The sequence below is a fragment of the Streptomyces sp. NPDC058758 genome (genome assembly GCF_042746075.1).
GTDB lineage: Bacteria > Actinomycetota > Actinomycetes > Streptomycetales > Streptomycetaceae > Streptomyces.
Window position 1 is genome coordinate 1 of sequence record NZ_JBHYPS010000032.1, and the last position, 18,764, is coordinate 18,764.

17 protein-coding genes, 2 pseudogenes and 1 riboswitch are annotated in these 18,764 nt (G+C 75.2%); of the genes and pseudogenes, 8 read left to right on the forward strand and 11 right to left on the reverse strand.

The annotated features are described in order from the left end of the window. A pseudogene (locus ACFW6A_RS29235) lies at positions 1-359 on the reverse strand (metallophosphoesterase); the annotation flags it as partial. A gap of 125 nt (positions 360-484) precedes the next feature. Between ACFW6A_RS29235 and ACFW6A_RS29240 the strand changes: the two are divergent. Beyond that, positions 485-724 carry an SCO4848 family membrane protein gene (locus ACFW6A_RS29240; RefSeq protein WP_386644188.1) on the forward strand — a complete coding sequence of 80 codons (240 nt, stop codon included), beginning with the start codon at positions 485-487 and terminating at the stop codon, positions 722-724. Between the two features lie 50 nt (positions 725-774). Beyond that, positions 775-2,100, forward strand: coding sequence for a D-alanyl-D-alanine carboxypeptidase family protein (locus ACFW6A_RS29245; protein WP_386644191.1), 1,326 nt, complete (start codon positions 775-777; stop codon positions 2,098-2,100). On the opposite strand, the gene ACFW6A_RS29250 is transcribed toward ACFW6A_RS29245, so the two are convergent. Further along, on the reverse strand, positions 2,021-3,007 hold the full coding sequence (locus tag ACFW6A_RS29250) for a YihY/virulence factor BrkB family protein (protein WP_386644194.1): 987 nt from the start codon (positions 3,005-3,007) through the stop codon (positions 2,021-2,023). The two genes, ACFW6A_RS29245 and ACFW6A_RS29250, sit on opposite strands and share 80 nt — an antisense overlap. 104 nt (positions 3,008-3,111) lie before the next feature. On the opposite strand from ACFW6A_RS29250, the gene ACFW6A_RS29255 reads away from it, so the two are divergent. Beyond that, entirely contained in the window at positions 3,112-4,386 is a 1,275-nt protein-coding gene (locus ACFW6A_RS29255) for an FAD-binding protein (protein ID WP_351849811.1), read from the forward strand. A 55-nt stretch (positions 4,387-4,441) separates the two neighbouring features. Further along, on the forward strand, positions 4,442-5,197 hold the full coding sequence (locus ACFW6A_RS29260) for a decaprenylphospho-beta-D-erythro-pentofuranosid-2-ulose 2-reductase (protein WP_351849808.1): 756 nt from the start codon (positions 4,442-4,444) through the stop codon (positions 5,195-5,197). A 40-nt stretch (positions 5,198-5,237) separates the two neighbouring features. Here the strand turns inward: ACFW6A_RS29260 and ACFW6A_RS29265 are convergent, their stop codons facing one another. From ACFW6A_RS29265 to glyA, 3 genes are all read right to left on the reverse strand, one after another. Then, a complete protein-coding gene (locus ACFW6A_RS29265) occupies positions 5,238-5,816 on the reverse strand; it encodes a 2'-5' RNA ligase family protein (protein WP_351849806.1) in 579 nt (192 codons plus the stop codon). Between the two features lie 117 nt (positions 5,817-5,933). Continuing rightward, complete coding sequence (gene trpS, locus ACFW6A_RS29270; protein WP_351849805.1) at positions 5,934-6,950, reverse strand: tryptophan--tRNA ligase; 1,017 nt, start codon at positions 6,948-6,950, stop codon at positions 5,934-5,936. A gap of 65 nt (positions 6,951-7,015) precedes the next feature. Continuing rightward, complete coding sequence (gene glyA, locus ACFW6A_RS29275) at positions 7,016-8,299, reverse strand: serine hydroxymethyltransferase (RefSeq protein ID WP_351849803.1); 1,284 nt, start codon at positions 8,297-8,299, stop codon at positions 7,016-7,018. Between the two features lie 62 nt (positions 8,300-8,361). Continuing rightward, positions 8,362-8,452, reverse strand: a riboswitch (ZMP/ZTP riboswitch). Positions 8,453-8,557: 105 nt separating this feature from the next. Here glyA and rocD point away from each other — a divergent pair. Beyond that, complete coding sequence (gene rocD / locus ACFW6A_RS29280) at positions 8,558-9,763, forward strand: ornithine--oxo-acid transaminase (RefSeq protein WP_386644199.1); 1,206 nt, start codon at positions 8,558-8,560, stop codon at positions 9,761-9,763. A gap of 113 nt (positions 9,764-9,876) precedes the next feature. Continuing rightward, positions 9,877-10,572, forward strand: coding sequence for a polysaccharide deacetylase family protein (locus tag ACFW6A_RS29285; RefSeq protein ID WP_351849800.1), 696 nt, complete (start codon positions 9,877-9,879; stop codon positions 10,570-10,572). Positions 10,573-10,575: 3 nt separating this feature from the next. Here ACFW6A_RS29285 and ACFW6A_RS29290 read toward each other — a convergent pair whose 3' ends face one another. Beyond that, positions 10,576-11,757, reverse strand: a complete 1,182-nt coding sequence (locus tag ACFW6A_RS29290; protein ID WP_351849798.1) for a glutathionylspermidine synthase family protein — start codon at positions 11,755-11,757, stop codon at positions 10,576-10,578. 33 nt (positions 11,758-11,790) lie between these two features. Further along, complete coding sequence (locus tag ACFW6A_RS29295; RefSeq protein WP_351849797.1) at positions 11,791-12,099, reverse strand: hypothetical protein; 309 nt, start codon at positions 12,097-12,099, stop codon at positions 11,791-11,793. A 150-nt stretch (positions 12,100-12,249) separates the two neighbouring features. Here ACFW6A_RS29295 and ACFW6A_RS29300 point away from each other — a divergent pair. Continuing rightward, a pseudogene (locus tag ACFW6A_RS29300) lies at positions 12,250-13,097 on the forward strand (hypothetical protein). 76 nt (positions 13,098-13,173) lie between these two features. Here the strand turns inward: ACFW6A_RS29300 and sigJ are convergent. Both sigJ and ACFW6A_RS29310 read right to left on the reverse strand, forming a co-directional pair. Beyond that, entirely contained in the window at positions 13,174-14,154 is a 981-nt protein-coding gene (gene sigJ, locus ACFW6A_RS29305; protein WP_351849794.1) for an RNA polymerase sigma factor SigJ, read from the reverse strand. Beyond that, positions 14,151-15,701: a PLP-dependent aminotransferase family protein gene (locus ACFW6A_RS29310; protein WP_351849792.1), complete on the reverse strand. Its 1,551-nt coding sequence runs from the start codon at positions 15,699-15,701 to the stop codon at positions 14,151-14,153. The genes sigJ and ACFW6A_RS29310 overlap by 4 nt, the downstream gene beginning before the upstream one ends. A 46-nt stretch (positions 15,702-15,747) precedes the next feature. On the opposite strand from ACFW6A_RS29310, the gene ACFW6A_RS29315 reads away from it, so the two are divergent. After that, positions 15,748-16,254: a carboxymuconolactone decarboxylase family protein gene (locus ACFW6A_RS29315; RefSeq protein ID WP_351849790.1), complete on the forward strand. Its 507-nt coding sequence runs from the start codon at positions 15,748-15,750 to the stop codon at positions 16,252-16,254. Positions 16,255-16,437: 183 nt separating this feature from the next. Here the strand turns inward: ACFW6A_RS29315 and ACFW6A_RS29320 are convergent, their stop codons facing one another. Further along, complete coding sequence (locus ACFW6A_RS29320) at positions 16,438-17,427, reverse strand: malate dehydrogenase (RefSeq protein WP_351849789.1); 990 nt, start codon at positions 17,425-17,427, stop codon at positions 16,438-16,440. A gap of 171 nt (positions 17,428-17,598) precedes the next feature. Then, entirely contained in the window at positions 17,599-18,684 is a 1,086-nt protein-coding gene (locus tag ACFW6A_RS29325) for a DUF2690 domain-containing protein (RefSeq protein WP_386644205.1), read from the reverse strand. Positions 18,685-18,764: the final 80 nt, after the last annotated feature.

Below are 18,764 nucleotides of genomic sequence, written 5' to 3' on the forward strand. Positions count from 1 at the left end.
GCCACGGCGGCCGGGGTCACGGCGGCCGGGGCCGCGGCGGCCCGCCGCGCGAGCCACCGCGCGAGCAGCGGCCGCACGGCCTCCCCCACGACCAGCGCCAGCACCAGGTAGAGCAGCACCGCGAGCCACAGGAAGCCGGGCCAGGCCACGACCTGCTGGAAGGGGAACGGCGCCCCCGCCCGCCCGGAGACGAGCGCGGCGACCGAGAGCAGCGGCAGCACGACCACGGCGGCGGTCCCGATCCGCCGCGCCGGCCCACGGGCCGCGGTGACGTCCCGGACCAGCCGGCGCCACACGTACCAGTGGACCGCGCCGAGCAGCGCGAGAGCCACGACCAGGAAGGGCAGGAAGGCGAACACGCCCGGAACCTCACTTGTGTCAGTAGACGGGGACGGCGGCGGACTGCGGAACCCCCGCCGCCGGACCGGGGGGAACGCGTCGGATACTGGCAGGGCCGACCCGCTCACCCCTCGGAAGGGCACCCGTGAAACTCAACCGGCCCACGTCTTGGTTCCTGCTCGCGTTCGGCGTCTGGTCCTGGGTGATCTGGATCACCTTCGCGCGCAACCTCTTCAAGGACGCCAGCGGACTCGCCTTCGACGACGCGGGCGACCCGACGGCCTATCTGTGGGTCCACCTCGCCCTGGCGGTCACGTCCTTCCTCCTGGGCACGGCGGTGGGAGTGATCGGTCTGCGCGGCGTGCGGGCGAACGCGCGGGCGTGAAGGGGGGCGCGGGGTTCGGATCGGCGGGTCGGGCATGTACGTTCTCGATCGTGTCTGCTTCGAAGAGGATCGCTTGTGCGGTCATTGCCGCACTGTTGATGCCGCTCGCGCTGGGTGCCGGACCCGCCTTCGCGGACGAGCCCGTGAAGCCGGGGGCGACCCGGAAGGCTCCGGAGGAGAAGAAGGAGGAGCAGCCGAAGCCGCCGGCGAACATGTCGTCGGTGGGCGGGGTGCTGCTCGGACTGCCGGGGACCCAGGTGAAGCTGGGGGCCGGGGCGCCGGTGCTGCCGAAGGAGCTGTCGGCGCGGTCGTGGATCGTCGCCGACGCGGAGAGCGGCGCGGTGCTCGCCTCGCACAACGCGCACTGGCGGCTGGCGCCCGCCTCCACCCTGAAGATGCTGTTCGCGGACACCCTGCTGCCGAAGTTCCCGAACCGGAACCAGGTCCACCTGGTGACCGGCGAGGACCTGGCCGGGATCGGCGAGGGGTCGAGCCTGGTCGGGATAAAGGAGAAGCAGAGCTACAAGGTCCGGGACCTGTGGCTGGGGGTCTTCCTGCGGTCCGGGAACGACGCGGTGCACGTCCTGACGCGGATGAACCAGGGGCTCGGCAAGACCGTGGCAGAGATGAACGCGCACGCGGCCGAACTCCAGGCGCTGGACACGCACGTGAAGACGCCGGACGGCTACGACGCCCCGGGGCAGGTCTCGTCGGCGTACGACCTGACGCTGATCGCCCGCAACGGCATGCAGAAGCCGGAGTTCCGGGAGTACGCCGCGACCCCGCGCGCGGCCTTCCCCGGCGAGGCGAAGCCGGGCAAGAAGCGCGAGACCTTCGAGATCCAGAACACCAACCGGCTGCTGACCGGTGACTTCGGCATCGCCCCGTACCAGGGCATCGCCGGGGTGAAGAACGGCAACACCACACACGCGGGTGCCACCTTCACCGGCGTCGCCGAGCGGAACGGGCGGGTGCTGCTGGTGACGGTGATGAACCCCTCCTCGAAGGAGCAGCACGCGGTCTACAAGGAGGCCGCGCGGCTGCTCGACTGGGGGTTCGCGGCGTCCGGGAAGGTGACGCCGGTGGGCGAGCTGGTGCCGCCGAAGAACGCGGTTCCGGTGGCGCGGCCGTCCGGCGGCACGGAGTCGGGAGCCGCGCCCGCGGCGGGCAAGCAGCACCCGGAGACGAGCGGTCCGGCCGTCGCGGCCGCCGCCGAGGAGCACTCGGGCGGGGTCGGGATCGCGCTGGCCGTCGCCGGCGGGGTGGCGGTGCTGCTGGCGGCCGCGGTCTTCCTGGTCAACCGTCGCTGGCCCGCGGCGGAGCGCTCCCGTTCCCGCTCGCGGGCCGCCGGTCCGGATCCGGACGTGCGTCCTTAGCGTCCGGGCCCGCCCCCGCGGCGTCCGGCCCCGCCTGCTCGGCGTCCGGGCGCGGGTCCTCGGCGTCCACGGCCGTCCACGCGGAGCAGAACAGCAGGAGTTTCGCGGTGAAGTTGATCCACAGGAGCAGGGCCACGGGCACGCCGAAGGCCCCGTACATCGACTTCGCCGCGACCTCGCGCATGTAGCCGCCGAGCAGCAGCTTGAGGAGTTCGAAGCCGGCCGCGCCGATCAGGGCGGCCACCACGAGGCGGCGGCGCGGCGGGTCGACGCCGGGCAGCAGCTTCAGGACGTAGAGCAGGATCAGGAAGTCGGCGGCCGTCGCCACGACGACGGCGGCGCCCTGGAGCAGGACGCCGCCCGCCCCGCCGCCGGAGATGCCGAGCCGGTCGGCGCTCCAGCCCACGGCCGTGGAGCCGAGCCAGGAGGCGGCGAGCGAGCAGAGGGCGACGCCGCCGAGGCCGCAGAGGACGACGGCGTCCTTGCCCTTGCGCAGGACGGGGTTGCCCTCGTCGATGTCGTCGAGGCGCCAGACCGCCCGCAGGCAGTCCCGCATCGAGCCGATCCAGCTGATGCCGGTGAAGAGCAGCAGGGCGCCGGCGACGAGGCCGACGGTGCCGGCGTTGGCGACGAGGCCGCCGATGTCGAGCTGGTCGGAGATGCCGGGGACCTGGTCGGAGAGCTTCTCCTCGATCGTGTCGAGCTGGTCGTCGGTGAGCAGCGCGGCGCCGATCGCGGCGGCGACCGTGATCAGCGGGAAGAGGGCGAGGAAGGAGAGGAAGGTGACGGCGGCCGCTAGCCGGCTCCAGTGGACCTCGTCGAGCCGCTCATAGGAGCGCCAGGCGTGCGTCCTCATCAGCCGGGCGGCCCAGGGGCCGATGACGGGGAGCTTGGTCAGCCAGTCCATGGCACCGAGCATCCCCCGTCGGCGGCCGGGGCACGCGGACCGACACCGCGCGACGGGAACAGCAATACCGGCATAAGCGACATACGCGGCGATACCGTCACTCCATGGCTGTCGAACCCCTCGTCCTGGACGACGACTTCGTGGCTCTCACGGGCGCCGGGCGCACCGCGCCCTCGCTCGCGCTGCTCGCCCGCCCCCGCTCGGCGGCCGAGGCCGCCGGGGCGGTCCTCGGCCGGGGGCCGCGCGGCGCCGTCGCCCGCGGCCTCGGCCGGTCCTGCGGCGACGCGGCCCAGAACGCCGGCGGCACGGTCCTGGACCTGACCGCGTTCGACCGGATCCGCGGCCTCGACGCGGCGGCGGGCCTGGTGGTCTGCGAGGCGGGGACCGAACTGGGCGCCCTCGCCCGGACCTTGCTTCCCCTCGGCCTGTACCCCCGGACGGGCGCGGGCGGCTGGACGGCCGGCGGGTCGGTCGCCTCGGGGCACGCCGACGGCGTCGAGGCGATCGAACTCCTCGGCGCCGACGGGGAGTCCAGGACCGTCCGGCGCGGCGACCCGCTCTTCGGGGCGACCGTCGGCGGGCTCGGCCTCACCGGGGTGGTCCTCTCGGTGACGCTGGCCCTGCGGCCGGTCGAGACGGCGTTCCTGCGGGAGCGGACCACCCGTTTCCGCGACGCCGACGCGCTGCTGGCCCACTGGACGGGGACCGGCGCGCCCCGGGAGCCGTACGCGCGGGCCCTGGTCGAGCTGGCCGGCCGGGGCCGCGCCGTCCTCACGACCGCCGCCCCCGTCCCGTACGCGGGCCTCCCCCGGGGCCACCGGGCCCGCCGCGCGCCGCTGGCCCCGCCGTCCTTCCCGGGCGGCGTACGGGCCCCCGGCGGGCTGCGGCCGCTGCCGGGCCTGGCACGCGCGCGTGCGGCGGGCCCGTACGGCCCGTGGGCGGGCGCGTACGGCTCCGGGGCCGGGGCCCCCTTCGTGCGGTACCGGTGCGCGGTCCCCGAGGGGCGGGAGGAGGCGCTGCGGGAGCTGCTCGCGCTGCTCGCCCACCGGCGCTCGCCGGCCCGGGCCGCCCGGCACGCGCGCGTGGAGCGGGCATACGCCGGCGGGGCCGGTCCGCTGGCGTTCCCGCTGCGCGGCTGGGTCCTCGGTTTCGACGCGCCGGCGGGGGCGCCCGGCCTGGGGCGGTTCCTCGACGGGCTCGACGAGCGGGTGGCGGCGGCCGGCGGGCGGGTCTGCCTCGCCGAGGACGCCCGGCTGCGGCCCGCCCTGCTGCCCGTGATGTACCCGCGGCTCGACGCCTTCCGCGGGCTGCGGGCCGCGCTCGACCCCCGGTCCGTGTTCCGCTCGGACCTCGCCCGCCGGCTCGGCCTGCAGGGATGACGCAGGAGTGCCGCGGGAGTGACGCAGAAGTGCAGAAGCGATCAGGAGTGATGTCGTGAAGGACGCCTTCGGTGCCCCCCAGTCCCTGCTGCTGCTCGGCGGCACGTCCGCCATCGGGCTCGCCACCGCCCGCCGGCTGATCGCCCGCCGCACCCGGACGGTGTGGCTGGCCGGCCGCCCCTCCCCCGCGCTGACGGCGGCGGCGGAGTCGCTGCGCGCGCTGGGGGCGGAGGCGCACGTGGTGCCCTTCGACGCGCTGGACACGGACGGGCACGCGGAGCGGCTCGGGCGGGTCTTCGCCGAGGGCGACGTCGACCTGGTGCTGCTGGCCTTCGGGGTCCTCGGCGACCAGGCGCGGGACGAGTCCGACCCGGCCGCGGCGGTGCGGGTCGCGCAGACCAACTACACGGGCGCCGTGTCGGCGGGGCTGGTGTGCGCGGGCGCGCTCCAGGCGCAGGGGCACGGTTCGCTGGTGGTGCTGTCGTCGGTGGCGGGCGAGCGGGGGCGCCGCGCCGACTTCATCTACGGCTCGTCGAAGGCGGGGCTCGACGTCTTCGCGCAGGGGCTGGGGGACGCGCTGCACGGCACGGGCGTGCACGTGATGGTGGTGCGGCCGGGCGCCGTGCGCGCGGCGCGGACGCCGGGACGGCCGGACGCCCCGCCGGCGACCACCCCGGAGGCGGTGGCGGGGGCGATCGAGCTGGGGCTGCGGCGCCGCTCGGAGACGGTGTGGGTGCCGGGCTCGCTGCGGCTGGTGGCCTCGGCGCTGCGGCACGTGCCCCGGCCGCTGCACCGGCGGCTGCCGGTGTGAGCGCCGCCGGGGCGGGCCGTACGGGCTCCGCGGCCGTCGCTCAGGAGGAGCGGACCGGGCTGCCGCCCTGGGAGGGGACGGCCGGGACGGGACGGCCGCTGCCGAACTCGTAGTCGTACAGCTTCCGCCAGACGCCGTCCGCGCCCTGCTCGTAGAGGGCGAAGGAGGAGCAGGTCCAGGCGGCCTCGTAGCCGGCCAGCTCCTCGTAGGCCCGGTCCATCGCCTCCTCGGTGATGCCGTGGGCGACGGTGACGTGCGGGTGGTACGGGAACTGCAGCTCGCGCACGAGCGGGCCGCCCTCCTCCCGGAGGCGGGCCTGGAGCCGGTCGCAGCCGGCGACGCCCTCGGCGAGGGTGACGAAGACCACCGGGGAGAGCGGGCGGAAGGTGCCGGTGCCGCTGAGCCGGATCCCGAAGGGGAGCCAGTCGGCGGCGACGCCGGCGAGGTGCGCCTCGATCTCCGGCAGCCGGTCCCGGTCGACCTCGGTGGGCGGGACGAGGGTGACGTGGGTGGGGATGGCGTGCGCGGCGGGGTCGCCGAAGCCCGCGCGCCGCTCCTGGAGCAGGCTGCCGTGAGGCTCCGGGACCGCGATCGAAACGCCGAGCGTTACGGTCCCCACGTCGTTCTCCTCCGTCGTTCCGATCGGTTCGGTGTGTGGTGGTGCAGCCGCCAGTGTGCGGCCTGCACCACCCTCCTGGCCAGGGTCCTCGGACCCGGCGTGGTCCGGCTTCCCGGCTCAGTGCTTGGCGGGCAGGAAGCCGATCCTCTCGTACGTCTGCGCCAGCGTCTCGGCGGCGACCGCGCGGGCCTTCTCCGCGCCCTTGGCCAGGACCGAGTCCAGCGTCTCCGGGTCGTCCAGGTATTCCTGGGTGCGGGCCCGGAAGGGAGTGACGAAGTCCACCATGACCTCGGCGAGGTCGGTCTTGAGGGCGCCGTACATCTTGCCCTCGTAGCTCTTCTCCAGCTCCGCGATGCCGGTGCCCGTGAGGGTGGACAGGATCACGAGGAGGTTGGAGACGCCGGGCTTGCCCTCCGGGTCGAAGCGGATCACCGTGTCGGTGTCGGTGACGGCGCTCTTGACCTTCTTGGCGGTGACCTTCGGGTCGTCCAGGAGGTTGATGAGGCCCTTCGGCGTGGACGCCGACTTGCTCATCTTGATCGTCGGGTCCTGGAGGTCGTAGATCTTCCCGGTCTCCTTGACGATGTACGGCGCCGGGACGGTGAAGGTGTCGCCGAAGCGGCCGTTGAAGCGCTCCGCGAGGTCGCGGGTGAGCTCGATGTGCTGGCGCTGGTCCTCGCCGACCGGGACGTGGGTCGCCTGGTAGAGGAGGATGTCCGCGACCTGGAGGATCGGGTACGTGAAGAGGCCGACCGTGGCGCGGTCGGCGCCCTGCTTGGCGGACTTGTCCTTGAACTGGGTCATGCGGGACGCCTCGCCGAAGCCGGTGAGGCAGTTCATCACCCAGCCGAGCTGCGCGTGCTCGGGGACGTGGCTCTGGACGAAGAGGGTGCAGCGCTCCGGGTCGAGGCCGGCGGCGAGGAGCTGCGCGGCGGCGAAGCGGGTGTTGGCGCGCAGCTCGGCCGGGTCCTGGGGGACCGTGATGGCGTGCAGGTCGACGACCATGTAGAAGGCGTCGTGGGTCTCCTGCAGCGCGACGTACTGCCGGATCGCACCGAGGTAGTTGCCGAGGTGGAACGAGCCCGCGGTGGGCTGGATTCCGGAGAGCGCGCGGGGACGGACATCAGAGGCCATGCACATCATTCTCTCAGGTGGCCGGAGTGATCCTGTTCCCCGTGCGCCCCGGGCGTCCGGCGGGGTCAGACGGGCAGGCCGGGGGCCGGGTGGGCGGCCATGAGCTCGGCGACCTCGGCGCGGACCTTCACGAGGGCGTCCTCGTCCCCGGTCGCGGCGGCGGTGACGGCGCGGTCGATCCAGTCGGCGACCCGGTCCATGTGGGCGGGGGCGAGGCCGCGGGAGGTGAGGGAGGGGGTGCCGATGCGGAGGCCGGAGGGGTCGAAGGGCTTCCGGGGGTCGTAGGGGACGGTGTTGTGGTTGGTGACGATGCCGGCCCGGTCGAGGGCCTTGGCGGCGATCTTGCCGGGGACCCGCCGGCGGGTGAGGTCCATCAGGATCAGGTGGTTGTCGGTGCCGCCGGAGACCAGGTCGAAGCCGCGGGCGAGGAGCGCGTCGGCGAGGGCCTTGGCGTTGGCGACGACGGCGTGGGCGTAGGCGCGGAAGGAGGGCTGGGCGGCTTCGCGGAGGGCGACGGCGATGGCGGCGGTGGTCTGGTTGTGCGGGCCGCCCTGGAGGCCGGGGAAGACGGCCTTGTCGAGGGCCCTGGCGTGCTCCTCGGTGGACATGAGCATGGCGCCGCGCGGGCCGCGGAGGGTCTTGTGGGTGGTCGTGGAGATCACGTCCGCGTGGCCGGCCGGGGAGGGGTGGGCGCCGCCGGCGACCAGGCCGGCGATGTGGGCGATGTCGGCGACGAGGACGGCGCCGGCCTCGCGGGCGATCTCGCCGAAGGCGGCGAAGTCGATGGTGCGGGGCAGGGCGGTGCCGCCGCAGAAGAGGATCTTGGGGCGTTCGGCGAGGGCGAGGTCGCGGACCTGGTCGTAGTCGATGAGGCCGGTGTCGCGGTGGACGCCGTACTGGACGCCGCGGAACCAGGAGCCGGTGACGGAGACGCCCCAGCCGTGGGTGAGGTGGCCGCCCATCGGGAGCGCCATGCCCATGACGGTGTCGCCGGGCTTCGCGAAGGCGAGGTGGACGGCGAGGTTGGCCGGGGAGCCCGAGTAGGGCTGGACGTTGGCGTGGGCGACGCCGAAGAGGGCCTTGGCCCGCTCGACGGCGAGGGTCTCGACCCGGTCGATCACCTGCTGGCCCTCGTAGTAGCGGCGGCCGGGGTAGCCCTCGCTGTACTTGTTCTGGAGGACGGTGCCGGAGGCTTCGAGGACGGCGGCGGAGACGTAGTTCTCGCTGGGGATCAGGCGGAGGGTGTCGGCCTGGAGCCGTTCCTCGGCGCCGACGAGGGCGGCGAGCTCGGGGTCGGCGGCGGCGAGCGCGGGGTGCCGTGCGGGCGGCGCGGTCTGCGGGGTGGTCACGTGTTCCTCCGGGCGTGCGTCGGAACGTCCCGGGGCGGGTGCCGCACGGGACGCGGGCGGTCCCGTGATGCCCAGGCGAGCGGCACCTCGTGTGGTGGGGCGCGCGCGGCTCCCCCGGGGTCGGTTCCCCGTACGCCAGTCGCCGCACGTGGGCACAGACTAGCGGGCGCGCCGTTGCCGAGGTTTCCCGGTCCGGGATGCGAGCGACGATAAGAAGGGGCCACCACACACCCCGGCCGCAGGACGATCGGAGATCCCGTGTCGAGAACGCAAGACGAGATCGCTGCCTCGGACGCGCACAGCGCCCACAACTACCACCCCCTGCCCGTCGTCGTCGCCTCCGCGGAGGGGGCCTGGATGACCGACGTCGAGGGGCGCCGTTTCCTGGACATGCTCGCCGGCTACTCGGCGCTGAACTTCGGGCACGGCAACCGCCGGCTGATCGAGGCGGCGAAGGCCCAGCTGGAGCGGGTGACGCTGACCTCGCGGGCCTTCCACCACGACCGGTTCGCCGAGTTCTGCACCCGGCTGGCCGAGTTGTGCGGCAAGGAGACCGTGCTGCCGATGAACACCGGCGCGGAGGCGGTCGAGACGGCCGTGAAGACGGCCAGGAAGTGGGGGTACGAGGTGAAGGGCGTGCCGAACGGGCACGCGAAGATCGTGGTGGCGGGGAACAACTTCCACGGGCGGACGACGACGATCGTGTCGTTCTCCACGGACCACGAGGCCCGGGACCACTACGGGCCGTACACGCCGGGCTTCGAGATCGTGCCGTACGGCGACCTGACGGCGCTGGAGGCGGCGGTCACCGAGAACACGGTGGCGGTGCTGCTGGAGCCGATCCAGGGCGAGGCGGGCGTGCTGGTGCCGCCGGCCGGTTACCTGCGCGGGGTGCGGGAGCTGACGGCCCGGCGGAACGTGCTGTTCATGGCCGACGAGATCCAGTCCGGCCTGGGCCGGACGGGCCGGACCTTCGCCTGCGACCACGAGGACGTCGTCCCGGACGTGTACGTCCTGGGCAAGGCGCTCGGCGGCGGCGTGGTGCCGGTGTCGGCGGTGGTCGCGGACGCGGACGTGCTGGGGGTGTTCCGGCCGGGCGAGCACGGTTCGACCTTCGGCGGGAACCCGCTGGCCTGCGCGGTGGCCCTGGAGGTGATCGCGATGCTGCGGACCGGGGAGTACCAGCAGCGGGCGGCGGAGCTGGGCGAGCACCTGCACGCGGAGCTGGGCCTCCTCGTCGGCGGGGGCGCGGTGGAGGCGGTGCGGGGCCGCGGCCTGTGGGCGGGCGTGGACATCGCGCCGGAGCGCGGGACGGGCCGGCAGGTCTCGGAGCGGCTGATGGAGCGGGGGGTGCTGGTGAAGGACACCCACGGTTCGACGATCCGGATCGCCCCGCCGCTGGTGATCTCGAAGGAGGACCTGGACTGGGGCCTGGAGCAGCTGCGGGCGGTGCTCTCGGACTGACGGGGTCCGTTTCCGGTGCGGCGGGACGCGCGCGAGCGGCCCGCCGCACCGGGCGCCGCACCGGGCAACTCGGCCCATTGACACCGCAGTTGGTCTAGGCCAATGATGCGGCCATGCCGAGACTCCGTCTGCGTCACGCCGTGCGCGCCGCGCTCGCCGCCCTCGTCCCGCTCGCCCTCCTGGGGGCTGGCGGCGGACCCGCGCACGCCGCCCCGCCGGCGGCCTGGCCCGAGCCCGCGCCCGTGATCTCCCGGATCGAGACCACCGACCCGGTCGTCTTCCTCACCATCGACGACGGCTGGTTCCACGACCCCGCCGCGGCGCGGCTGCTGCTCGACCGCCGGGTGCCGGCCTCGCTGTTCCTGCTGCCGGGGGCGTACTCGTACGACTCCGGCTACTTCCACCGGCTGCTCGACCAGGGGCGGGTGCGGATCGAGAACCACACGGTCGGCCACCCGGACCTCACCGCGCTGGACGCGGCCGGACAGGAGGCCGAGGTCTGCGGGGCGCGGGACGCGCACCTCGCGGAGTTCGGCGACGGGCCGCGGCTGCTGCGCCCGCCGTACGGGGCGTACGACGCGACCACCCGGACCGCCGCCCGCGCCTGCGGGGCGAAGGCCGTGGTGACGTGGACGTACGACCTGACCACCTGGGGCCAGTGGACGCCGCCGGCCCCGGAGCTGAAGGCCGGCGACATCGTCCTGCTGCACTTCAACGAGACGCTGGAGCAGGACCTGGAGCGGGCCCTGGCCCTGGCCGACGCGGCGGGGCTGAAGCCGGCGCCGCTGCGCGAGTACGTGCCGGAGTAGGCCCTACAGGATGACGTGCGGGAGGAAGCGGGCGTACTCGTCGGTGATCGCGCCCGCCGACTCCCGGATGCCGAGGCCGGCGGCCTCGTCCTCGACGACCCAGGCGCCGAGCAGCGTGCGGTTGCCGTCGAAGTCGGGGAGCGGGGCCAGGCCCTGGTAGCAGCAGGGCTCGTCGCGGACGGCGGGCTCGCTGCCGGCCTCGTGCAGGGTGACGCCGGCGCCCTCGCGGCCGAGCAGCGGCTTGGCCGCCCAGCCGGTGGTCGCCGCCAGCTCGCGCGGCCCGTCGAGGTAGGCGGGCAGCAGGTTGGGGTGACCGGGGTAGAGCTCCCAGAGGATCGCCAGGAGCGCCTTGTTGGAGAGCAGCATCTTCCAGGCGGGCTCGATCCAGCAGGTGGTGCCGGAGCCGCCGCCGTTGTCCAGGGTGGACAGGACGTGCCTGCCGAAGCGGTCGGTGACCAGCCACTCCCACGGGTAGAGCTTGAAGCAGCTGCGGATGAAGCGGAGCTTCTCGTCGACGAAGCGGCGGGAGAGCCGGTCCCAGCCGATCCGCTCGACGGAGAGCGCCTCGGTGGCGAGCCCGGCCTGCTCGGCGGTCTCGCGCAGGTACGCGACCGTCATCAGGTCCTCGCCCAGCTCGTCGGTCTCGGAGTGGGCGAAGTGGACGGGGCCGGGCGGCAGCAGCGGCGCCTGCCGCTTCCAGGCGTCGACGAGCCGCTCGTGGAGCGAGTTCCACTGGTCGGCGCCGGGGAAGCGCTCCTCCATCCAGAACCACTGCGGGCTCGCCGCCTCCACCAGGGAGGTGGGGGTGTCGGCGTTGTACTCCAGCATCTTCGCCGGGCCCGTGCCGTCGTAGACGAGGTCGAAGCGGGCGTAGAGGGAGGGGAGTTCAGTGCGTCGCCGCCAGGACTCGGCGACCCGTTCCGCGACCCGGGGGTCGGTGATCCCGAGGTCGGCGAAACGATTCCGCTCGACGATGTGCGCGGCCGCCGCGAGGCACATGGCGTGCAGCTCCTCGACGACCTCCTCCAGCGCCTCGACCTCGGGCAGCGTGAAGGAGTAGTACGCGCTCTCGTCCCAGTACGGGCGGAGCGAGCCGTCCGGGTAGCGGGTCAGCGGATAGACGAGGCCCTGCTCCTCGACGATCTCCTGCCAGCCCGGGCGGGGCTCGATGGTGTGCCGTTCCATGGTGCCGGTCCGTCCGTCCGTGGGTCCCGCGCCTCAGCCGCCGCCCGACCCGGAGGACGAGCAGCCGAAGCCGCCGGTGTCGACGGCCTTCTTGTCGAAGCTGCCGCCGGACACCCGCGCGTTGCTGACGCGGCCGCCGTAGTAGTAGGCGCCGCGGGTGGTCGTGCCGTCGTCATCGTCGTCGTCGCCGGAGCCGCCGGTGTCGCACCGGTAGCTCGGCAGCTCCTCCAGCGTCACCGGGTCCGCGCACCGGCGGTCGGGTTCGGCGCCGCAGGCGGTGATCGTCGCCGCGAGCACGCCCATACCGCCGAGCACCACCGTGCTCGACCTGAGCCTCCGCATGTCCCTCGCCTCCCCTTCGCGTGGCCGCGCACCCTCGTGTGCGCGTGGCCCGGCCGCGCGGCCGTTCGTATGACCGCGTGCCTCGCGACCGCACAGTGTAGGCCGCCGCTTTCCGGCTGCGGCACCTAGAGTCGCTATGTGCTCTTCGGTATGGTCTGCGCGCTCGGCTCGTCCCTGTGCTTCGGCGCCGCGACCGTCTTCCAGGCCGCCGGCGCCCGCGAGGCCGAGCCCGGGTCGGGCAGCGGGGTCGACCTCGGGCTGCTCTGGCGGGCGCTGCGGCGGTGGCGGTACCTCGTCGGGCTCGGCCTCGACGGCCTCGGCTTCGCCCTGGAGGTCGCGGCCCTGCGCGTCCTCCCCCTGTACGCGGTCGGCGCCGCGCTCGCCGCGAGCCTCGCGGTCACGGCGGCGCTGGCCTCCCGGATGCTCCCGGTGCGCCTCAGCCGCGTCGAGTGGGGCGCGGTGGCGGCGGTCTGCCTGGGGCTCGGCATGCTGGCGCTCGCCGCGGGCCCGGAGGGCCACCGGGACGGGCCCGCGGCGCTGCCGTGGGCGCTGCTCGGGATCGCGGCCGGGGTGCTGCTGCTCGGCGCGGCGGCCGGGCGGCTCCCCGACCGCTCCCGGGCGCTGGCCCTGGGCCTCGGGGCCGGGCTCGGCTTCGGGGTGGTGGAGGTGGCGGTGCGGCTCCTGGACGGGGTGGACCCGGCCGACCCGGCCCTGTGGGCGCTGCTCCTCGGCGGCGGCGCGGCGTTCCTGCTGCTGACCTCGGCCTTCCAGCGGGGCTCGGTGACGACGGCGACGGCGGGCATGGTCCTCGGCGAGACGCTGGGCCCGGCGGCGGCCGGTGTCCTCTGGCTGGGCGACCGGACCCGCGAGGGCCTCGGCTGGCTGGCGGTCACCGGCTTCGCCGTGGCCGTCGCCGCCTCCCGGCCCTGGCCCGCTTCGGCGAGGCCCCGGAGGCGGCGCCGCTGGACCCTCCGGAGCGGGCCGCCGCCCCGGACTGACGGACCGTCCGCCGGCCGGGCGGGACCGGCCGTACGGAACGGGCCGGGCGGGTCCGGCCGCGCGGAGGTGACGGCCTCAGCCGCCGGATTCCGGGTGCGCGGCGAACTGCCGGGACGCGTAACCGAGCTTGTCCGGGTTCATCACCATCCGCACGTCGGTGACGAGGCCGTCCGGGCGGACGTCCACCGAGGCGACGCCGAGGAGCCGCGCGCCGACGTGCAGCACGAAGCCGGGCGCGCCGTTGACCTCGGCGACCGTGAGCCGGGCGCCCTCCTCCCTGCGGCGGGCGACCCCGGCGAGGAAGCGGAGGACGCGGTCGCGGCCGCGGACGGGGCGGAGGGCGGACCTGACCCTGCCGCCGCCGTCGCTCCACCAGACGACGTCCGCCGCGAGGACCTTCTCCAGGCCGGCGAGGTCGCCGTCGCGGGCGGCGGCGACGAAGGACTCGACGAACTCCCGGTACCGCTCGGGCGCGGGCGGGCCGAAGCGGGCGGCGGCCCCGCCGTCTCCGGACTCGGCCACCCGCCGGGCGGCCCGGCCGTACAGCCGGCGGCAGTTGGCCTCGCCGAGGTCGAGGAGGCCGGCGATCTCCCGGTGCGGGTAGCCGAAGGCCTCGCGGAGCACGTAGACGGCGCGCTCGGCCGGGGTGAGGCGCTCCAGGAGGAGGAGCAGGGCCGTGGAGACCTCGTCGCGCCGCTCGGCGGCCTCCAGCGGGCCGGTGCCGGGCGCGCCGGACAGCCCGCCGCCCGCCGTGAGCACCGGCTCGGGCAGCCAGGTGCCGGGGTACCGCTCGCGCGTGGCCCGGGCGGACGTGAGCCGGTCGAGGCACAGCCGGGTGACGACCTTGGCGAGCCAGGCGCCCGGGTGGACGAGGTCGGTCCGGTCGGCGCCGCTCCAGCGCAGATAGGCGTCCTGGACGGCGTCCTCGGCCTCGGCGGCGGACCCGAGCATCCGGTAGGCGATGCCGAACAGCCGGGGCCGGTGGGCGGTGAACTCCCGTGCGGCGGCCTCCGCGTCGGTGCCGGGGCGTTCGTCCGGGGCGGGGTGCGACGTCACGGCTCCAGCCTGCCAGAAGGGGCCTCCCCGGCCCCGTCGGCCCCCTCGCCGCCGATCCCTTCCAGGACCCGGCAGAGGGCCCGGAGGGCCGAGGGCCAGCCGCTGTCGGACGGGGTGCCGTAGCCGACGACCAGGCCCTCCAGGGCGGGCGGCGCGCCGGGGTGGCGGAACTGGTCGAGGCCCTGGACGGCCAGGCCGTGCCAGGCGGCGGAGCGGAGGGCCGCGCGCTCGGTGCCGGGCGGCAGCGGCAGCACCGCGTGGAGGCCCGCCGCGATCCCGCCGGCCCGGATCCCGGGGGCGTGCGCGGCGAGCGCGGCGACGAGCTGGTCGCGGCGGCGCCGGTAGCGCAGCCGCATGGCGCGGACGTGCCGGTCGTGCGCCCCCGAGGCGAGCCACTCCGCGAAGGCGAGCTGGTCGGGGCTCGCGCACATCCAGTCCACCACCGCCCCCTTGCCGGTGGCGACCTCGTCCACCAGCTCCTCCGGGAGCACCATCCAGGCGATCCGCAGCCCGGGGGCGAGGGACTTGCTCGCGGTGCCGAGGTAGACCACCCGCTCCGGGTCCAGGCCCTGGAGCGCGCCGACGGGCTGCCGGTCGTAGCGGAACTCCCCGTCGTAGTCGTCCTCCAGGACGAAGCCGCCGGTCGCCCGCGCCCAGTCGACGGCCGCCGTCCGCCGGTCCGGGGGCAGCGCGCCGCCGAGCGGGAACTGGTGGGCGGCCGTCAGCAGCACCGCGTCCGGGGCGAGGGCGGCCAGGGCGTCGACCCGGGTGCCGCGCGCGTCGAAGGGCAGGGGCGGGGTGGCGAGCCCGGCCTCGCGCAGCAGTCCGGCGTGGTGGCCGAGGCCGTACGACTCCACGGCCGCGGAGCGGGCGCCGCGCCGGCGCAGGGCCCGGGCGATCAGCATCAGGCCGTGCGCGAACCCCGCGCAGACCACGATCCGTTCGGGCCGGGCGTACACGCCCCGGGCGCGGGCCAGGTACTCGGCGAGGACGGTCCGCAGCTCCTCCCGGCCGCGCGGGTCGCCGTACCCGAACGCCGCGTCGGGGGCCGTGGTCAGTGCCCGCCGGTACGCCTTGAGCCACGCGGCGCGCGGGAAGGAGGCGAGGTCCGGGGTGCCGCTGCGGAGGTCGTACGCGGGCGCGCCGGCCCGCCTCCGCGCGGCGCGCGCGCCCGGTCCGCCGGCCGGCCGCCACGGGGTGCCGCCCGGGGCCGGTCCGGAGGGGGCGGTCCGGGGAGCGGCCGCCCCGGAGCCGGGCTCCGGCGCCCCCGCCTGCCGGGGGTCGGCCCGGAGCGCCACCCGGGTGCCGGAACCCTGGCGGGCGGTGAGCCACCCCTCGGCCACCAGTTCGGCATACGCGTCGGCGACGGTGTTGCGGGCCACCCCGAGGTCCGCCGCCAGCTGCCGCGAGGACGGCAGCCGGGTGCCGGGCGCCAGCCGTCCACCTCGGACGGCCTCGCGCAGGGCGTCCATGAGGCCGGCCCTGAGGCGGGTGCCGCGCAGGTCGAGGTGGAGGTCGGCGCCGAAAGTGGCCCAGTCGTTCCGCATGGGAATGGACCATAGCGGCAGGCCAACCGCTGCGTACGGTGGCCGCATGACCACCACCGCAACGCACTCCCCCGTCCAGGAGCTCGCCCACGAGCACGCCCCCCGCATGCCCTTCGCCGAGCGGGTCCCCGACTTCTACCGGGCGATGCTCCGGCTGGAGCAGGAGGCCGCCAAGGGCGTGGACCCGGTGCTCTACCACCTGATCAAGATCCGCGCCTCGCAGATCAACCACTGCGCCTTCTGCCTCGACATGCACACCAAGGACGCGCTCGCCGAGGGCGAGACCGTGGAGCGGGTCGTGCAGCTCGCCGCCTGGCGCGAGTCCCGGCACTTCTACACCGAGCGCGAGCTGGCCGCCCTCGCCCTCACCGAGGCGGTCACCGTCCTCACCGACGGCTTCGTCCCCGACGAGGCGTACGCCGCGGCCGCCGCGCACTTCGACGAGGAGGAGCTGGCCAAGGTGATCGCCGCGATCGTCGTCATCAACTCCTGGAACCGCATCGCCGTCACGACCCGCATGGTCCCGGGCCACTACACCCCGCGCGCCCACTGAGAACGGCAGGAGCCCCCCGGTCGGACGACCGGGGGGCTCCTGCGCGCGTGGGATCGGATGGGGCCCGGCTCGCGGGCCGCGTCGCGCGCCACGTCCCGACGCTCCCCTCGCGCCGCTCGGCCCCGGGGGGGCCTCCCGGGCTTCGGGAAGCTGCGACGGACTCCGTCCGCCGGACGGGTGGGATCAGATGAGGCCCAGCTCGCGGACCGCGTCGCGCTCCTCCGACAGCTCCTTGACGGAGGCGTCGATGCGGGCGCGGGAGAAGTCGTTGATCTCCAGGCCCTGGACGATCTCGTACGTGCCGTTCTTGCAGGTGACCGGGAAGGACGAGATGAGGCCCTCGGGGACGCCGTAGGAGCCGTCCGACGGGACGCCCATGGAGGTCCAGTCGCCCTCGGCGGTGCCGTTGACCCACGTGTACACGTGGTCGATGGCGGCGTTGGCGGCCGAGGCGGCGGAGGAGGCGCCACGGGCGTCGATGATCGCGGCGCCGCGCTTGGCGACGGTCGGGATGAAGGTGTCGGCCAGCCACGCCTCGTCGTTCACGACGTCGGCGGCGTTCTTGCCGGCGATCTCCGCGTGGAAGATGTCCGGGTACTGGGTCGCGGAGTGGTTGCCCCAGATGGTGAGGCGCTTGATGTCCGTGACGGAGGAGCCGGTCTTCTGGGCCAGCTGCGTCAGCGCGCGGTTGTGGTCCAGACGGGTCATCGCGGTGAAGCGCTCGGCCGGGACGCCCTTGGCGGCCGACTGGGCGATCAGGGCGTTGGTGTTGGCCGGGTTGCCGACGACGAGGACCTTGACGTCGTCCGCGGCGTGCGCGGCGATGGCCTCGCCCTGCGGCTTGAAGATGCCGCCGTTGGCGGCGAGCAGGTCGCCGCGCTCCATGCCGGGGCCGCGCGGGCGGGCGCCGACGAGCAGGCCGATGTTGGCGCCCTCGAAGCCCTTGTTCGGGTCGTCGAAGATGTCGATGCCCTTGAGCAGCGGGAACGCGCAGTCGTCGAGCTCCATGGCGGTGCCCTCGGCGGCCTTGACGCCCTGCGGGATCTCGAGGAGGCGCAGCTTGACCGGCACGTCCGCGCCGAGGAGGTGGCCGGAGGCGATGCGGAAGAGCAGCGCGTAGCCGATCTGGCCGGCCGCGCCGGTCACGGTGACATTCACGGGAGTGCGGGTCATGGCGATCTCCGTAAGACAGCTGGCGGTGGGGTTCCCTGCCCCTGAGGCTGGATATCGCTCCCCTGATCGATCGATGTCTCGATGTGAAGAGATATCCGGCGGTCAGGCTATCGGACCCGGGCCGATGCGCACCCCCACCCCCTTGTGGTCCGGCTCACCTCCCGCCCTGTTTCACCCTCCCGTGCAGCCGTCCTCCCCGCCGGAGAGGGCCGCGCACGCGCGCGCGGCGTCCGGGGAGGCGACCGGGATCATCGTGGTGTACGCGCCGGAGCCGGCCCCCTCCATGACGTTCGCGACCTGGATGGCGGTACCCGCCTGGACGCTGACCTCGTCGCCGGGGGCGCCCCCGCTGATTCGGGCCCAGGCGGCGGCGCAGACCGCGCTGTGCCGGACCTCGACGAGGGCGGCGCCGATCCGGGTGCGGGCGACGGTGGTGGCGAGCGGCCCGCCGCAGCCCATGTCCTCCGGGTCCATCCCGCCGCAGTCGGCGCCGGTGCATCCCACGCCCTCCGGGAGGCTGGGCGTGGGCGCCGGGGCGGTGGCGGAGGTCGGCGCCGGCGCCGGGAGGGCCCCGGGCGACGCGTCGGACCCGCCGAGGTCGACGAGGAGGACGGCGGCGGTGACGACGAGCGCGGCGCCGGCGGCCCCGGCCGCGTAGAGCAGCGGGGAGGCCCGGCGGCGCTTGCGCGGAGCGGGACCGGAAGCGGGCGCGGACGCCGGAGCCGGGACGGACGCGGACGCCGGGACGGACGCGGATGCCGGGGCCGGGGCCGGGGCGGGCGGGACGGGCCGGATGCGCATGGTCCGCTCGGCGGGTGCGTCCCCGGGGGCGCGACCTTCGTCCCGTACGGGCTCCGGAGCGCGTCCCGCGCCCCACGCGGACCCGGGGAGGCGGCCTTCGTCCCGTACGCCCTCCGGCGCGCGCGCCCCGTCCCGTACGGGCTCCCCGGACGGCGGGGGCCCGTCCGGCACCGCGCGTTCGCGCAGGAGGCGCTTCCAGGCGCGGTCGGCGTGTTCCCACGCGGCGGTGAGGGGGCCGAGGTCGGCGCCGGTGACGTCGGAGAGCGCGACGACGGCGCTCCTCGGCACGGGCCCGCGGGCGTTCAGGTACGCCTCCCACTCGTCCCGGTCCGGGCCCGTGCGCTCGGCGACGGCGGCGACGCCGAGTCCGCTGCGGTCGATGACCAGCCGCAGCCGTTCCGCGAACGCCCGCACGTCCGGGTCGAGTTCACCGGGCAGCGCCTTCCACGCCGACATGTGCACCCCCTCGTCGAAGTTCCTCGAAGGATGGCAGCTCCGGCGGGCGACCGGGAGCCGGGCGGGTGGCCGGATGTACC

Excerpts from the sequence above, each read along its gene's own strand:
- ACFW6A_RS29255 (WP_351849811.1), top strand. The coding sequence starts at position 3,112 with ATGGCTGTCGAACCCCTCGTCCTGGACGACGACTTCGTGGCTCTCACG.
- ACFW6A_RS29290 (WP_351849798.1), bottom strand. The coding sequence starts at position 11,757 with ATGGAACGGCACACCATCGAGCCCCGCCCGGGCTGGCAGGAGATCGTC.
- ACFW6A_RS29285 (WP_351849800.1), top strand. The coding sequence starts at position 9,877 with ATGCCGAGACTCCGTCTGCGTCACGCCGTGCGCGCCGCGCTCGCCGCC.
- ACFW6A_RS29310 (WP_351849792.1), bottom strand. The coding sequence starts at position 15,701 with ATGCGGAACGACTGGGCCACTTTCGGCGCCGACCTCCACCTCGACCTG.
- ACFW6A_RS29320 (WP_351849789.1), bottom strand. The coding sequence starts at position 17,427 with ATGACCCGCACTCCCGTGAATGTCACCGTGACCGGCGCGGCCGGCCAG.
- ACFW6A_RS29295 (WP_351849797.1), bottom strand. The coding sequence starts at position 12,099 with ATGCGGAGGCTCAGGTCGAGCACGGTGGTGCTCGGCGGTATGGGCGTG.
- trpS (WP_351849805.1), bottom strand. The coding sequence starts at position 6,950 with ATGGCCTCTGATGTCCGTCCCCGCGCGCTCTCCGGAATCCAGCCCACC.
- ACFW6A_RS29315 (WP_351849790.1), top strand. The coding sequence starts at position 15,748 with ATGACCACCACCGCAACGCACTCCCCCGTCCAGGAGCTCGCCCACGAG.
- ACFW6A_RS29250 (WP_386644194.1), bottom strand. The coding sequence starts at position 3,007 with ATGGACTGGCTGACCAAGCTCCCCGTCATCGGCCCCTGGGCCGCCCGG.
- ACFW6A_RS29325 (WP_386644205.1), bottom strand. The coding sequence starts at position 18,684 with ATGTCGGCGTGGAAGGCGCTGCCCGGTGAACTCGACCCGGACGTGCGG.